Raw genomic sequence first — 14678 nt, 5'->3', positions numbered from 1 at the left:
TTATGTTCACGAATGCCTGAAATCGCTGCTGACTTATGATCTTGAGGCGCCGTGCAGCGAATCGAGGGCGGCCGAATGGATGTCCGAATCAGCCGCCTGTGGCGCATCGCCGACGCCCTCGACTGCACCGTCGCCGATCTCCTGCCGTGAGTGGCGCTGGCCCCAGCCGGACCGACATCCGACTGGGGCCGCGACACCCTCGCCCCTGCCGGGAAGAGGCGGCCGGTGCGGGGGTCCCGCCCGCGCGACGAGGGGCGCGCGAGCGGGGCTGGTGGGGCTACGCCGCGGGCCGGGCGGTGAGGCGCGCGGTCGATATCTCGACGAACTCCCGGTGGCCGGTGCGGGCCGCGTGCCGCATCGCCCATGCGTCACCCTCGTACTGCGCGACGGGTCCGGAGTGTTCGGGGCAGTCGCGGCAGCCCGTCGTCCGCGTGGACGACACCGGCTCGCCGGTCTCGTCCACGGCGGCCGCAATGGCCCACTCGGTGCGGCGGATCAGACTTCGAGCCATGACGTCCCCGGCTTCGGCAGGCTGTTCTTCGCGGCGGCGATCTCTTCGGCGGTGGCGGGGGCCAAGTCCTGGCGTCGGCAGACGGTCCCGAGGTGCACGAAGCGCACGTAGACCTTGCCGTCCCCGAGGTCCTGCATGACGATGCCCGTTCCCCACGGCCACGCGGTGTGCTGCACGTACTCGCCGCCGTCGACGGTGACCTTCATGACGCCTCCAGGGTGCAGAACTGATACGGGCTGTCGAGGTGCCCGGGCCGGCGGGGCGGCCGGTGCCAGCACGGGGCGTCCTCCCGTTCGAGCGGGGGCACGCGCAAGTCGCCGGCCAAGGCCCGGCCGGGGAGGATGTGCGCGCAGCCGACGGGGATGAGGACCGTGACGCCGGCGCTCGGTACGGATCGCCGGGCCCGCGAGGTCGACAGCGACAGCGCCCGAGACCTCCATGGCGTCGAAGATCCGGCCGAGCGGGATCTCGGCGCACCGTTCTGCCGCCCACCCGGCCTCGGCCTCGGCAGCGGCCGAGGCCACCATCGCCCCCGTCAGCCAGGTGAGCGACGGAGGGATGGAGTCCTTCTCGATCCTCGCGGCGTCGAGGTGCGGCGCACGCCGCTTCGGGCGGATCATGACGCCGAGCCCACGCACGTCCGGCAGGCCCGCGGGTACCAGACCGCGAAGTGGGTCACGCGTGGCCGCTGCCGGACCCCGAGGTCGACGTCGTTGCCGGCCTTCAGGGGCCTGGCGCACCAGACGCAGGCGGTACCGCGTAACTGAGCCTCGGTGAGGGCGTCACCTTTGGGCAAACTTCGCTGCTCCGTTGTGGCCATCGGGCCCCCGCGTCATCGTCGGTGATCACTGAGATACTCAGGATGCCGCTGCGCGATGGACGGAATACTCACAAATTTGTGAGCGCCGTGAACGTGACCTACAGGCCGATCCAGGTGGCCATGTGCAAGAGAGAATCAGATGGGCGGCGGATGGTGTGCAGAAGCCCGGTGACGGTCTCTTTGGTCCGGGAATGGTAGCGAGTCTGCTCCGGCGCGGCGCGGCGCGCCGCAACAAGGTGACGCAGAGATGCCTCGGTGTGCCCCGTCTCCATCTCGACAACGGCACGGTCCACGAGGAAGCGGGCCCGCCTGCTCGTCAAAGCCCCGGTCGGCATGCGCATCGCGCGAGCCTTCCGTAGGGCGTCGTCGTACCGGCGGAGGGTGATTGCAGCCCCCATCTCGTGGAGGTCGATGTTTGAGTGACCGAACGACAGCCAGTGAACCTCGCGAGCCTCCCCGCCGACACGGCCCGCCAGCTCCCGCGCCATGGCGATGTGTTGCGCCACGGCGGCCAAGTCACCTGTGCGGGCGGCGACGGCAGACGCCCCGAGGTGTAGCTGCCCGGCCACCGCAAGGCCTTCACGTGAGGAGTCGTCGAGGAGGAGGTCCTGCCCAGCGCGAATCAGGCGGCGCCCGAGGTCCTGCTCGGAAGTGGCGTGCCCGAGTGCCCGCTTGTACTGGCGAATCGCGGCAAGACACGGATCGGAAGCACGTCCGGCTGCCCAGCCCATGCGGTCAAGGGCGACGACAGCCAGGTCCGGGTAGCCGACTTTGAGGGCGATGTCGTGCGCGGTGCGGTAGCTGGACGCCAGGGCCCGCCAAGTTTCCGTGGAGGGTCTGACGTGGGCGGCGAGGGTTAAGTCGGCGATCAGGTCGGGAAGTGCGCGGGCTGCCGCACGAAGGTGTGTCGCTCGCACCTCCTGGCTGAGGCGGTCTGCGGTGAGCGCCAAGGCGTCGACAGGCCGTGCTGGGGCGCGCCCGTCTGGGTCGAGGTCGTAGAGATCGAGAGCTTCGCGGATGGGGCGCACGAAGGCAGCGAGGCGCCCGTGCTGCATTTCGGTCACGTGTGGTGGTCCTGTGAGAATGGCGGGGTCGATCGCCAGAGCGGTGGCTACAGCGGAGACGAAGTCTGCGGTGGCCGGGCGGGACCCGCACTCAACCTGGTTGAGCAAGCTGTAGGAATAGGGGATGCGGACGGCGAGCTGCCTCTGTGTGAGCCGGGCGATTTTTCGCTGTTCCTTGATGCGGTCGCCTGTGCTGGTGTCGTCGGGTGTGGGCATACTGGTACCTCGTTCCTGACTCGTCATCTGGAACGGTATCCGCGCAGTCGCGCGGTGGACCTCAACCGCCCTCGATCCAGTGTGGATTGGGGGCGGTTGCGTGTTCGAATGGGGCCAGGATGGGATGGGGGCATGACGACTCTCTACCTGCTCAGCTCTGCGGCTCCCCCCGTCTTGGAGATCGCCCCCGTAATCGAGGATGCTCAGCGCCGTGGCTATGACGTGTGCCTCGGGCTGACTCCGGCGGCCGCTCGGTGGCTGGAGCCGCAGGCGGCTGAGCTGGAGCGGCTGACCGGGCATCCGGTGCGCTTTGAGTACAAGCAGCCGGGCGCTGCGGACGCGTGGCCGCGCGCGGACGTCGCCCTCTTCGCGCCCGCGACCTTCAACAGCCTCAACTCGTGGGCCTTCGGTCTCACGTCGTCCTTCGTCGTGGGCTTCGCTGCCGAGGCGATCGGGAAGGGCATCCCGCTCATCGCGATGCCGTGCGTGAACGCCGCCTACGCGCAGCACCGGGCGCTCGACCGGAGCGTCGCCGAGCTGCGGCAGATGGGCGTGCGTGTGCTGTACGGCGAAGGGGGCTTTGTGCCGAACCCGTCGGGCGAGCGGCGGCCCTTCCCGTGGGATCTCGCACTTGCTGAAGTCGAGCGCACTGTCGGCCCCTGCCCGTAGCCTGACCTTATGCCCTCCCCCTCTACTGCCCGGCCGCGTCCTGCCGCGCTCGTGGACGCGGAGATCCGCCGGTTGATGACGCGGGACGGCCGGCTGTCGGCGACGGAGCGCGCCCGACACGGGCTGCCACCCCGGGAAGGTCGGGGGGACCCGCTGACACTGTCGCCATGACGCGAAGGCAAGGGGCTCCGAGGGCCGGGCCCAACACTGCGACGTCATCTCCTCATTACCTGATGTCACTTGGCCACCATCGGTAGCGTGGGCGGTCTGTGTCTTGTTCCGTCTTGTCTCGCCCCACCGGGAGTTGTCCGTCCGTGAATCGCCGCCGTCGTCCGCTGCTGACCGTGACCGCCTTGTGTGCCGTCGCCGCTTTCTCGCTCACCGCGTGCGGGGGTGGTGACGACGCGTCCGACGACAAGGCCGACAAGCCGGTCGCCGGGGTCGACACCTCCGGCGGGAGTTCCCCATCCGTCAGCCCTAGCCCCAGTCCCAGCGCCTCCGCCGCTCCGGGGCGGCCGAAGATCGAGCTGCCCGCCGACGTGACCTACAAGTTCGAGTGGCCCGAAACGGGGGACGCGAAGAAGGATGCGGTGATGGCCGACACTCGCCAGTTCCTTCAGGCCACGGACATGGCGATTTCCCGGCAAGACCCTGACGACCCGGCATTCCGCTTCTACTCGGAAGGGGATACGGCGGCTGGCGCCCAGGCGTACGTGCAGCGCTTCGTCGACACACACGACCGGGTCACTGGACTCACGCGGTACTCGAAGCCCGACGTGAAGATCAATGAGGATGGCACCGCAGGCTTTGCGTACTGCGAGGACCAGAGCAAGTCGTACCGTAAGAGCGTGAAGACCGGAAAGACCAAGTTGACACAGGGCTCCAAGGACGACTATGTGCTCTACAACTCGCGGCTCCGGCTCAACACCAAGGGTGTCTGGGTCAGTGAAAAGCTGATCTCAGTTGTGGGGAGTGCCACGTGTCAGCCGTGAGGCGTCGGCGAGGGCTCCTCGTCGTCAGTGCCGCAGCGGCAACAGCCCTTGTCTTTTCCGGCCAGGCCGTCGCGGGCAGAGGAGATGACCTTCACTCCCAACACGTCTCCGGCGATGCCGACAAGTCCGGCAAGCTGTCCGCGACCGCCGCCGGGGCCGGTGTCGTCATCGACCGCTCGCGCAACGGGCGCGGGCAGGGGGCCGGGCCGGTGGCTGCCGCGTCCGACTGGGAGCCGCCCGCCTGCTATTACGCGCCGAAGTACACGCCCGACGAGTTGCAGAAGTATCTGGAGCCGATCTGGGCGGTGGACTCCACCAGCCCGGAGTGGGACGCGACGCAGCGTAAACGGTATGTCGAGGGCGGGGAGTACAAGGACTTCAACAAGGCCAAGGCCGGGGACGGGTTCTTCTGGGACTCGTTCGTGACGCCGGGGCGGGAGGGGGACCCGGACGCGCTGTCCTGCGACAAGCCGATCTTCTGGGTCGACACGGGAGACCCGCCGCCCGCCGACGCGCCCCAGGCCGTGACGCCCGAAGTCCTCGCCCAGCTCGCCTACGCGGAGATCCGGGTGCCCTCCACCACCGTGGAACTCGCCCCGGCCGCCGAGTCGAAGGTCAACCTGCCGACCTGGGCCTGGCTGGACGGCGCCCGCTTCGAACCCGTGGCCGTCACCGCCTCCGTGCCCCGCCTCGGGATCCAGGCCACGACCGTCGCCGAACCCGTCTCCCTGCGCATCGAACCCGGCACCGACGACGCCCGCACCCTCCCCGCCTCCGGAATCTGCCCCATCACCGACGGGCACATCGGCGAGCCCTACGCACCGGGGAAATCCGACCGTACTCCGCCCTGCGGCGTCACCTACCTGCGCTCCTCCCACGGCGGAAGCTACCCCCTGCGCGCCACCCTCACCTGGAAGATCCACTGGACCGGCACCGGCATCGCCCAGCCACAGAACCTGCCCGACGGAGAATTCGGCGCCGCACAGGACGTCGTCGTACGCGAAGTCCAGGCCGTCAACCGGTGACACCACACCGTTCTGTCGTCAGTCGGTGTCCTCCGGCTGGGCCGGGCGCAGTTCCTCGGGGCAGCCGGTGCCGCGGGGGAACTGGTACGGGGAGGCGAGGCGGTAGGTGCCCGCCTTCGGGGCGAGCAGTTCCGTCCACTTGTCGCCGAAGGCGTCCTCCGGCGTCTCGCTCAGGCAGCCGTTGAGGTTGTCGTAGGTCTTCGGTTCGTCCTCGTCCGTGCGGTTCTTGGACTGTTCGGTCTCCTGCGGCGCCTTCAGGCCCTTGCCCTTGTCGTCGACGAGGCTGAGCCACGGCGAGTACGGGATGCGGATGAGGACCCGGCCGGGGCTCTTGACCTCGATGGTCAGCTCGCCCTGGTCGGCGCGCTCGACCAGGGCCGGCGGGTCGGCGATCGGGACGGGGTGGCTGACCGCGTACAGCTCCCAGTTGGCGTCGCTCCACAGCAGGTCCAGGTAGGGCTGGCCCTCGGCGACGAGTTCGCGTTCGCGTTCGCCGCCGTCGCCGTCCGCCTCGGCGGTGCCCTTCGGCAGGACGACGAAGTGGACGGCCCAGCGCTTCAGCCACTCGTGGTAGTTCGCCGAGTTCAGGGTGTCGTCGTAGAACAGCGGGTTGCGTTTCATGTCGGCCTGGCGCAGCCAGCCGCGGGCGAGGTTCACGTACGGGGCGAGCGCCGCCGCCTCGCGGTGGCTGCGCGCGGGGACCACCTCGACCCGGCCGCGTTCCGCCCCGGAGCTGCGCAACTGGTGCAGCAGCGGCGCCAGTTCCCCTTCCTGCGCCCAGGACTCGGCGGGCTGCGTGTGGACGACGTCGTCCACCGCCTTGAAGCCGATCCAGAAGGTGACCCCGGTGAAGGCCAGGAGGATCGTGTACCACTTGCGGGTACGGGGCACCGTGAACGGCAGTGCGGCGAGCAGCGCCACCCCCGCGAACAGCATCGCGAGGCGCGTGATGTTGCTGCCGACCTGTGAGCTGATCGCCCAGGACAGCACGACGCCGACGCCGTAGACCGCCGTCGTGATCCGTACCGTGCGCCAGTTCCCCGGCACCAGGAAGAAGACGAACGCGGAGCTGATCACCGGCAGCGAGGCCGAGCCGACGGACATCGGCATCGTCCCGGAGAACGGGAACAGCAGCGAGGACAGGCCCACGACGAGCAGTGGCGTCAGGCCCAGCGCGTAGGCGCCCGGACGGCGTTTGCTCAGGAAAAGAGCCACGGCCACCAGGCCGACGTACAGCCCGGCCACCGGGGAGGCCGCCGTCGCGAGCCCCGCCAGGACCGCGGCCACCGCGGCCTTCGCCCAGCGCCGTTCGCGCCAGCGGCAGGGCCAGCAGAACACCGCGGCGACCGCGCCCAGGCCGAACATGGCGCCGAGGCCGAAGGTGACCCGGCCGGAGGCCGCGTTGCACAGCAGCGCGAAGACGCCGGCCAGTGACGCGGCCATGGGGTTGCGGACCGCGCGGCTGCGCACCAGGATCAGCGCGAGCAGGCCCGCCGAGACCGTACCGGCGGCCATCATCGTCGTCCGCACGCCGAGTACGTGCATCAGGTACGGCGAGATCACGCTGTACGACACGGGGTGCGTACCGCCGTACCAGGCCAGGTTGTAGGCCGAGTCGGGGTGGTGGCCGACGAACTCGGCCCACGCGTCCTGCGCCGCGAGATCACCGCCGCTGTTCGCGAACGCGAAGAACCAGACGAGGTGGAGGACCGCGGCGACCGCCGTCGCGACGGTCACCGGGTGTCTCAGCAGCGCCCGCGTACGGGCGCGGGCGTCCCGCGGTCCCCGCGCCGGCTCCTCGTCCGAGGGATGCGGCTCGGCGCGGGCCCGTTCTCCGTCCGGGTGGTGGGGGGCGAGGGTGTCGCCCGGCCTCGTGTGCTCCGACTCGGGCTCCGGTCCCGGCGCGGAGTCCGCGCTCGTCTCACGGGCCGGACTCGTTCGCAGGTCCGCGCTCGATTCCGGGGCCGGGGGCCCGGCGTCGTGGGTTCGTATGCTCTCGCGCCCGGGGCCGGGCGTCGAGGCGGTCGGCGGTGAGGCCGGGGCCGGTCTTTGCCGCCGGCTCTGTCCCGGGGTCGCTCGGTCCTCCGGCGCCGGGCCGCGTTCCGGCAGGGAACGCTCCTCCGGGCGGGACGTCTCGTCCGGGCGGGAGGACTCCGCCTCGTGCGCCCGCTTCGGCTCCGCGGTGGTCACCGAAGGCCCTCCCCGTGTCCGTACCGGCCGCCCCCGGGGTCCTCCGGTGGACTCGCGGTGTCCCTGTTCTCTGTCCGTTCTGCCCCGGTCCCGGCGACGCTAGCACGCGGTTGTGGGCCGGGGACCGGGGTGGTCACCCTTCGGTCCCCGGCCCACAACCGGGCGTGCGGTCCGCCGGCGGCTCAGCCGAGGCGTTGCAGCTTCGCCCCGAAGCCCGGCTCCGCCAGGGCGCTCTGGAGCGCCACCGGCACCTCGACCGCTCCGCTGGTGCCGTCGCCGACGCGCAGCACCCCGACCTTCGTGCCGGCCTTCGCCTCGTGCGGCGGCGTCCTGCCCTCGTCGGTCAGGCTCAGCTTCACGGTGAGCCCGGACCAGCCGACCGCCGTGACGTCCTTCGTCGCGACGACGGGGGTGGTGCCGCCGAGCCCGTCGTCCACCTGTCCGACGACGTCGCCCTCGCGCACGACGGTCTTGGCCTCCAGTTCGCCCTGCGCCGCCTTGATGAGCGAGGAACCGGCGGTCAGCGCCCCGGTCAGGATCGAGTTGTCCACGGGGGACGGCGGCTGTGCGAGGACCGCGCCGATCACCGTACGGGTCGTGCCGCCGACGTCCTTGGTCGCCGCGAACATCAGGTTGCCGCCCGCCGCCGTCGTCGTGCCGGTCTTGATGCCGACCGTGTTGTTCATGGGGACGAGCTGGTTCCAGTTCGGCTGGTTCTTGCCGTTGCTGTCCGTGTACGAGGGCATCCGGACGACCTCGCGGAACAGCGGGTCCTTCATCGCCTTCTTGCCGAGCTTGACCTGGTCGGCGGCGGTGCTCACCGTCGTCTTGTTGAGCCCGGAGGGGTCCGTGTACGTCGTGTCGCCCATGCCCAGCTCGTCGGCGGTCTTGTTCATCTTGTCGACGAAGGCCTGTTCGGAACCGGCGTCCCAGCGGGCGAGCCGACGAGCGATGTTGTTCGCCGAGGCGATCATGATCGCCTCGATCGCCTCCTTCTGCGTCAGCTGCTGTCCCTTGCGGACCTCGACGGTCGACTCGTTCTGCGCGGACAGTCCCGCGTCGTCCTCCGCCTTCTGGTCCATGGTGATCTTCACGCCGTCGCTGCCCGCCTTGACCGGGTGGTCGCGCAGCACGATGTACGCCGTCATGACCTTCGCGACGCTCGCGATCGGCACCGGCTTCTGCTCCCCGGAGCTGCCGAAGGTGCCGAGGCCGTCGACGTCCATCGCCGCCTGTCCGCTCTTGGGCCACGGCATCTGCGGTTTCTGGCCACCGAAGGAGAAGGTGTCGGAGGCCGTCAGCGACAGAGCGGGTGCCGGCAGCGGGCGGACGGTCTGGGCGACCGCGAAGACGATCAGGAGCAGCAGGACCAGCGGGGTCCAGATCTTGACCCTGCGCACCGCCGTGCGCAGCGGGGTCTCCGGGGGCGGCGGGGTGTTGGTCAGCTCCGCGAGCAGGTCGAGCGGCGGCTTGGGCGGCACGGGCTGCTGACGCGTGTGGTCCGGTCCGACCACCGCCGACCGGGGCAGCTCCCCGGTCGTCGCGTTGGGCGAGGCGGCGGGACGCGGGGCCGAGTAGTCGGTCGCCCAAGACGGCGGGGGCTGCTTGGGCGGCGCGGACTTCTCTGCGGGCGGTACGGACTTCTCGGTGGCCGGCGCGGACTTCTCGGCGGGCAGTGCCTTCCGCTCGTCGAGGGGCCGCAGGGGTACGAAGGTGCTGGTGCGCTCGGCCTCGGTCTCCGCCCCGGTCCCGGCGGCCCCGGGGCCCTCCTTCGGCGTGTCCGTGCGCTTCTGGGCGGGCTTGCCGAGCTTGGCGCCGGTCCGCTGCTGGGCGGGCTTGCCCAGTTTGGCGCCGGTCCGCTGCTGGGCGGGCTTCGGGGCGGTCCTGTCGGCGGGCTCGGCGGTGGGCTCGGCCGCGGGTCCCGCGGTCGGCTTCTCGTCCGGGCGGGAGCCGGTGGCCGGTCCCGTTCCCTGGGCGCCGCCCGGCTTCGGGCGGTCCTTCAGGGAGGAGCTGGGGCCGCCCACGGTCTTCAGGGAGGTCGTGGGGTGGTCCAGCGGGGGACGCAGCACCGCGAACGCCGCGGTCGGCCGGTCGACCGGCGGGGCGGGCTCAGCGGGCTCGGCGGGCTCGGCGGGCTCGGCGGGCTCGTTCGCCTTGGGGGCGGGCTCCTTCGCCTTGGGAGCGCTCGCCTTGGGGGCGGCTTCCTTCGCCTTGGGGGCGACCTCGTCCGTCCTGGCGTCCGGCTCGTGCGTCTCGGACACCTCCGGCTTCGTCGGCTCCTTCGAGGTGTCCGACGTCTCGGAGCCTTCAGCGGTCTCGGAGTCCTCGGAGTCCTCCGCGTGCTCGGAGTCGTCCGAGTGGTCGCGGGCCTCGGGGTCCTCGGCGGGGCCGTCCGGCTCCTCGTCGGTCTCCGCGGCTTCGGGCCCGGTCGCCCCGGCGGGCTCGTCGGCCTCGGGCTCCCCCGCCGGCTTCCCGTCCCCGTCCTGGGAGTCCCGGTCGTCCCTGTCGTCCCCGTTGCCCTCGCGGTCCGTGTCGTCGGCCCTCGCGACCCACGCGGCCACGGCGGCCCGCAGACGGTCGTCGCGGGCGGCCGGGACGGAGGCGTCAGACGTCTCGGACGCCGAGGACGCCGAGGACGCACCCGCCGCCTCATCCGCCTCAGAGGACCCGGACGCCTCGGACACCTCAGACGCCTCGGACGGCTCCTCGGACGACGCCGTCCCGGAGGGCGCGGACTCGGACGGGGAGGGCGAGGACGGTGTGGCGGAGGAAGACCCTGAGCGGCGGGCCATGGCGAGCCGCGGGTCCTTCTCGTCCGCTGCCGGCGTCCGCCCCTCCGATGACTTCTGCCCTTGCGCCCTGTCGGGGGACTCGCCCGCCACCGATGCCTCCTCCGTATGCCGTGCGTCTCACGCACTCGAACCGGCCGTGCTGTCCGAACCATTACCAGTGTCCTGGGTAATGCCGCGACCCGCGCGAAGCACGAGAACGACATCCCCGCGGGTTACCTGACATATCGGTCACGTGCTCTCGACAGACCAATGTGAGAGGGGTCACCCTGTCAGACATCCACGCGGGGAGGCATGGATGGGCAGGAGCCGCAGAACTATTCCGGAGGAGCTTCTGCTGCTCGCTCTGGACCCGGCCACGGGTACCACAGCGCAGCCGCAGTCACTCGATCTGGGTCTGGCCGGAGCACAGCTAGTGGAGCTGGCGATGGCTGGACGGATAGCCCCTGACGGGGATCGTATCGCCGTGGTCGTACCACGGCCGACCGGAGATCCGACGCTGGACTGTGCACTGGAGTTGCTGCGAAGGCGTGGCGCGCCGGTCCGTGCGGTCCACTGGATCGGCGGGCCCCGGCTGGGGCTGCGCCAGACGTATCTCTCGCATCTGGAGCGGTGCGGCATGGTGCATGCCGTGGCGGGCCAGATGTGCGGGGTGCTGCCGACAACGCGCTACCAGGCCACCGACACGGCCATCAGCCGGGAGATCAAGGCCCGGCTGGACACCGCGATCCGTACCGGGGTCCCACCGGACCCCAGGACCGCGGCGCTCGCCGCCCTGGCCCACGCGGTCGGGCTCGGCAAGCATCTGTACCCGGGCAACGAGGGGCGTTCCTCACGTTCCCGGTTGCGGGACCTGATCCGGCACGACCCGATGGGCGGACTCGTGGCGCACGCCGTGATGGACGTCCAGAACGGAGTGGCGGTTCCCGCTCGCCGTCCCGCCGCCCCCGGTGGCAGGACGACCGAGCAGGTGCCCGCGCAGGCACAGGTCCCGGGGCCGATCCCGTCCCAGCCACGGCACGGCGCGGTCGCTCGCGCCGTGGCCCGCTGAGCGGGGCGCCCGGGCAGGCACCACAGCGAAGTACACGGCACGGCGAGGTACACGGCCCGGCGGCGTACGCGGCGCGGCAACGCACCGCGTCGCACGCCGGATTCACCTCACCGTTCCACGGCCGCACCCTCACGGGCCGTGAGCGGAACGCGCTGTGAGGTCGCGCGGAGTGACGGAACGGGGTTGGACCACAACGGTCAACTCCGTTCCGTCACCCGCGCGTCCGCGTTTATCCGCGATTTCTCAGCGCCGTACGGGTTCTCGGTGGCAATCTGCTGAGCAGCAGATCCGCAAAGCGAAAGCGAATTCGCTGAGCGACCGAGATTCAGCCGGAGGAGCGCGCCCGTGGCGGCCAATGTCAATCCCACTGTCAGGCGAAGGCGACTGGGGCAGGAGTTGCGCAAACTGCGCGAGGGGCGCGGAATGACGGCCGAGGAGGTCGCCGAGCGGCTCCTGGTGTCCCAGTCGAAGATCAGCCGCCTGGAGAACGGGCGCCGCAGCATCAGCCAGCGCGACGTGCGCGACCTGTGCGGGGTGTACGAGGTCGAGGACATGCGCATCGTGGACTCGCTCATGCAAATGGCGAAGGACTCGCGGCAGCAGGGCTGGTGGCACACGTTCGGGGACATCCCGTACAGCATCTACATCGGCCTGGAGACCGACGCGGCCTCCCTGCGGGTGTACGACCCGCAGGTGGTGCCGGGGCTGCTCCAGACCCCGCAGTACGCGCACGCGCTGATCACGGGCGCGCTGCCGGAGTCGACGCCCGCCGAGATCGAGAAGCGGGTGCAGGTGCGCATGGCGCGCCAGGACCGGATCACCTCCAAGGACAAGCCGCTGCGGCTGTGGGCGGTGCTCGACGAGGCGACGCTGCTGCGGACCGTGGGCACCGACGACGTGATGCGCGGGCAGCTGGACCACCTCGTGGACATGTCCCAGCTGCCGCACGTCACGGTGCAGGTGATCCCCTTCTCGGTGGGCGCCCACCCCGGCCTGAACGGCCAGTACGCGGTACTGGAGTTCCCGGACACGGCGGACTCCAGCGTCGTCTACATCGAGGGGGTGACGAGCGACCTCTACCTGGAGAAGGCGAACGAGGTCGAGCAGTACAGCGTCATGTACGAGCACCTGCGGGCCCAGGCGATGAACCCGGAGGACAGCCGCGAGTACATCAGGACGACCTCGGCCGAGAGGTACGGGTCGAAATAGCCGGTGAACGCACGTCCGGGGAATGGTTTTCCGGGTTTCCCGGGCAGCCGGCGCCGGAAGGTACACCGTTCCCGGTGTTCAAGGAAGACTCCTCTGGAATATGCCATCCGGTTGAGTGAACGGCAGCTTCCGCTCCCTGAGTTGGCGGGTAGCGTCTTTCACGCAATCACGTAGCGCCACGCGGTCGGTTCGCGGGGCGGTACGGGGTCACCGGCGCACCGGCCGGTGACCGCCTCCCCTCAGGTTCAACCGGAGCAATCACATGGCTATTCAGCAGGGCCTCACGCATTCCTGGGTCAAGTCCTCCTACTCCACCGGCAACGGCGCCTGCGTCGAGGTCAAGTCCCCTGTGACGCGGGCCGTGGCCGTGCGTGACTCCAAGGTCGTCGAGGGCCCGGTCCTCGGCTTCCCCGCCGGTTCCTGGAGCACCTTCGTGGTGACCGTCGCCGACGGTGCCGCGCGCGTCTGAGCACCTCCCGTACGTACGCCCCGGGTACGCCTCTCCTTCGAGCGCCCCGTGTGCGTGCCGGTACTCGTGCCCGTAGTGGCGCAAGAGCCCTCTCGACTGGTCCGCCGTCCTGGCCGAGGGGGCTCGGCCCTTTCCGGGGCGGGGGACGACGCGGCTTCCGGGACCGGGGCTTCGGGCCTCAGAGTTCTCTCGGGTAGCGGCTGAGCCAGCCGGGGGCCGCGGCCACCGGGCTGTGCAGCGAGGCGCCCTGGGTCATCTCCATCGCGAAGTCGTCGGCGAGCTCCAGGATCGTGGCGCGCCCCTCCAGTTCGGCGAGCCAGCCGGGCGGCAGGGCGGTCTCCCCGTGCGCCGCGCCCAGCAGCGCCCCGCACAGGGCGCCGACCGCCGAGGAGTCCCCGAGGTGCCGTACCGCGCAGGACAGGCCCGCGCGGACGTCGGTGGCGACCCGGGCCGCGTACACGGCGGCGGCGAGGCAGTCCTCGGGCCCTGACGCGCCGACGAGTTCGGCGATCCGTACGTCCGCCTGAGCGGGGCCGACGGGCCGTTCAGCGGCCTGTGCGGCGGCGGTCAGGGCGCGGGCGAGAGCGGCGGTGACGGGCTCGTGTCCGGGCCGTCCGGCGAGCAGCGCGGTCGTCTCCGTCACCGCCTGCTCCAGTGGGGCGCCGCGCGCCACCCCGTGCACGAGCAGGGCGTGGGCGCCGGCCACGAGCCCGGAGACGGGGTGCCCGTGGGTCTGCGCGGCGCATTCCACGGCGAGTTGCAGGACGAGCGCGGGGTCCCAGCCGACGAGCAGGCCGAAGGGCGCCGAGCGGGTCGCGGGGGCCGCGCCGCGCGCCTTCGGGTTCTTCGGCTGGTCGAGGGTGCCGGGTGTGGCGTCGCCCAGGCCGGTCAGGCAGTCGCGGTCGGGGGCGCGGCGCGCGTACAGCCATTCCTGGCGGGCCAGCCAGCCGTCCTCGGCGCGGCGTTCGTCGGGCCCCCAGTCGCGCTGCGTCGCGGCCCAGCGGCGGTAGGCGGCGTGCAGGTCGGTGGGCGGGTGCCAGGCGCCGGTGTCGCGGCGGACCTGCGCGCGTATCAGCCCGTCGGCGGAGAACAGGGCGAGCTGGGTGACGGAGGTGACGGCGCCCCTGCGGCCGTGCGCGGGCAGCAGGTCGGCCGTCCCCCCGGGGCCGTGCGCGGGGCGCAGGCCCTCCTCGTCGAGACCGGCCAGGGGTGCGCCGAGGGCGTCCCCGAGCGCCGTGCCGAGCAGGGCGCCGCGCACCCGGCTGCGGTAGTCCTGCTGCTCCGCGCGGCCCCAGACGGTCGCCTCGCTCATGACGCCCACCGCATGTTCCTGCCTCCCGTGCGGGACCGCGCCGCCGGTGCGTTCCCGCGTGCCTGCCGTCGTTCTCCGGGCCCGGTCCCGGGCTGCCCGCGTCATCCGGTCGTCCGTCGTACGGGCGCGTGGCCCCGTTGTCCGTCCGGGTCCGGGTGACCAGTACGAGGAGTCCGCTGCCCCGTTCGTGCCCCGGGCGGCCTGCCCGGAGCTGCCCAGCACTGTAATCGACCGGGTCCGGCCGGCCCCCGGGCCCGACGAGGGCGAAGCGCTCCCCCGATTCCCGTGACCGCCGACTTCAACGGGTGTTCCGGCGTGGTTCACCCGGTGTCCGCGTGCCGCATGTCCGGCCACCGAAGGA

The 14678-nt window shown here is 71.3% G+C and carries 13 protein-coding genes; 7 read left to right on the top strand and 6 right to left on the bottom strand.

Annotated elements, in window-relative coordinates:
• The first annotated feature begins 51 nt into the window (after window positions 1-51).
• On the top strand, window positions 52-150 hold the full coding sequence (locus tag AB0J21_RS05275; RefSeq protein ID WP_363144460.1) for a helix-turn-helix domain-containing protein: 99 nt from the start codon (window positions 52-54) through the stop codon (window positions 148-150).
• Between the two features lie 127 nt (window positions 151-277).
• Here AB0J21_RS05275 and AB0J21_RS05270 read toward each other — a convergent pair whose 3' ends face one another.
• The 3 genes from AB0J21_RS05270 to AB0J21_RS05260 all read right to left on the bottom strand — a co-directional run bounded on the left by AB0J21_RS05270 (window position 278) and on the right by AB0J21_RS05260 (window position 2611).
• Complete coding sequence (locus AB0J21_RS05270; RefSeq protein ID WP_363144459.1) at window positions 278-511, bottom strand: hypothetical protein; 234 nt, start codon at window positions 509-511, stop codon at window positions 278-280.
• Entirely contained in the window at window positions 496-717 is a 222-nt protein-coding gene (locus tag AB0J21_RS05265) for a hypothetical protein (RefSeq protein WP_363144458.1), read from the bottom strand. Before AB0J21_RS05265 ends, AB0J21_RS05270 begins: the two co-directional genes overlap by 16 nt.
• 712 nt (window positions 718-1429) lie before the next feature.
• A complete protein-coding gene (locus AB0J21_RS05260; protein WP_363144457.1) occupies window positions 1430-2611 on the bottom strand; it encodes a helix-turn-helix transcriptional regulator in 1182 nt (393 codons plus the stop codon).
• A 132-nt stretch (window positions 2612-2743) separates the two neighbouring features.
• Between AB0J21_RS05260 and AB0J21_RS05255 the strand changes: the two genes are divergently transcribed.
• From AB0J21_RS05255 to AB0J21_RS05245, 3 genes are all read left to right on the top strand, one after another.
• Window positions 2744-3280: a flavoprotein gene (locus AB0J21_RS05255; RefSeq protein WP_363144456.1), complete on the top strand. Its 537-nt coding sequence runs from the start codon at window positions 2744-2746 to the stop codon at window positions 3278-3280.
• Window positions 3281-3594: 314 nt separating this feature from the next.
• Window positions 3595-4272, top strand: coding sequence for a hypothetical protein (locus tag AB0J21_RS05250; protein WP_363144455.1), 678 nt, complete (start codon window positions 3595-3597; stop codon window positions 4270-4272).
• A complete protein-coding gene (locus tag AB0J21_RS05245) occupies window positions 4260-5297 on the top strand; it encodes a hypothetical protein (protein WP_363144454.1) in 1038 nt (345 codons plus the stop codon). Before AB0J21_RS05250 ends, AB0J21_RS05245 begins: the two co-directional genes overlap by 13 nt.
• Before the next feature lie 18 nt (window positions 5298-5315).
• Here the strand turns inward: AB0J21_RS05245 and AB0J21_RS05240 are convergent, their stop codons facing one another.
• A complete protein-coding gene (locus AB0J21_RS05240) occupies window positions 5316-7034 on the bottom strand; it encodes an MFS transporter (protein ID WP_363144453.1) in 1719 nt (572 codons plus the stop codon).
• Between the two features lie 635 nt (window positions 7035-7669).
• A complete protein-coding gene (locus AB0J21_RS05235) occupies window positions 7670-10171 on the bottom strand; it encodes a D-alanyl-D-alanine carboxypeptidase (protein WP_363144452.1) in 2502 nt (833 codons plus the stop codon).
• Between the two features lie 403 nt (window positions 10172-10574).
• Here AB0J21_RS05235 and AB0J21_RS05230 point away from each other — a divergent pair, with 403 nt between their 5' ends.
• The 3 genes from AB0J21_RS05230 to AB0J21_RS05220 all read left to right on the top strand — a co-directional run bounded on the left by AB0J21_RS05230 (window position 10575) and on the right by AB0J21_RS05220 (window position 13005).
• Window positions 10575-11327, top strand: a complete 753-nt coding sequence (locus tag AB0J21_RS05230) for a GPP34 family phosphoprotein (RefSeq protein ID WP_363144450.1) — start codon at window positions 10575-10577, stop codon at window positions 11325-11327.
• Window positions 11328-11672: 345 nt separating this feature from the next.
• Window positions 11673-12536 carry a helix-turn-helix transcriptional regulator gene (locus AB0J21_RS05225; protein WP_363144449.1) on the top strand — a complete coding sequence of 288 codons (864 nt, stop codon included), beginning with the start codon at window positions 11673-11675 and terminating at the stop codon, window positions 12534-12536.
• A gap of 262 nt (window positions 12537-12798) precedes the next feature.
• Window positions 12799-13005: a DUF397 domain-containing protein gene (locus AB0J21_RS05220; protein WP_363144448.1), complete on the top strand. Its 207-nt coding sequence runs from the start codon at window positions 12799-12801 to the stop codon at window positions 13003-13005.
• 178 nt (window positions 13006-13183) lie between these two features.
• Here the strand turns inward: AB0J21_RS05220 and AB0J21_RS05215 are convergent, their stop codons facing one another.
• Window positions 13184-14317, bottom strand: a complete 1134-nt coding sequence (locus AB0J21_RS05215) for an ADP-ribosylglycohydrolase family protein (protein WP_363144447.1) — start codon at window positions 14315-14317, stop codon at window positions 13184-13186.
• Window positions 14318-14678 lie beyond the last annotated feature (361 nt).

Source organism: Streptomyces sp. NPDC049954, from assembly GCF_040656295.1.
Lineage (GTDB): Bacteria > Actinomycetota > Actinomycetes > Streptomycetales > Streptomycetaceae > Streptomyces.
Note: the sequence above shows the minus strand (reverse complement) of the source record. Positions and strands in the feature narration are given on the sequence as shown.

Excerpts from the sequence above, each read along its gene's own strand:
- AB0J21_RS05265 (WP_363144458.1), bottom strand. The coding sequence starts at position 717 with ATGAAGGTCACCGTCGACGGCGGCGAGTACGTGCAGCACACCGCGTGG.
- AB0J21_RS05230 (WP_363144450.1), top strand. The coding sequence starts at position 10,575 with ATGGGCAGGAGCCGCAGAACTATTCCGGAGGAGCTTCTGCTGCTCGCT.
- AB0J21_RS05215 (WP_363144447.1), bottom strand. The coding sequence starts at position 14,317 with ATGAGCGAGGCGACCGTCTGGGGCCGCGCGGAGCAGCAGGACTACCGC.
- AB0J21_RS05255 (WP_363144456.1), top strand. The coding sequence starts at position 2,744 with ATGACGACTCTCTACCTGCTCAGCTCTGCGGCTCCCCCCGTCTTGGAG.
- AB0J21_RS05260 (WP_363144457.1), bottom strand. The coding sequence starts at position 2,611 with ATGCCCACACCCGACGACACCAGCACAGGCGACCGCATCAAGGAACAG.
- AB0J21_RS05220 (WP_363144448.1), top strand. The coding sequence starts at position 12,799 with ATGGCTATTCAGCAGGGCCTCACGCATTCCTGGGTCAAGTCCTCCTAC.
- AB0J21_RS05270 (WP_363144459.1), bottom strand. The coding sequence starts at position 511 with ATGGCTCGAAGTCTGATCCGCCGCACCGAGTGGGCCATTGCGGCCGCC.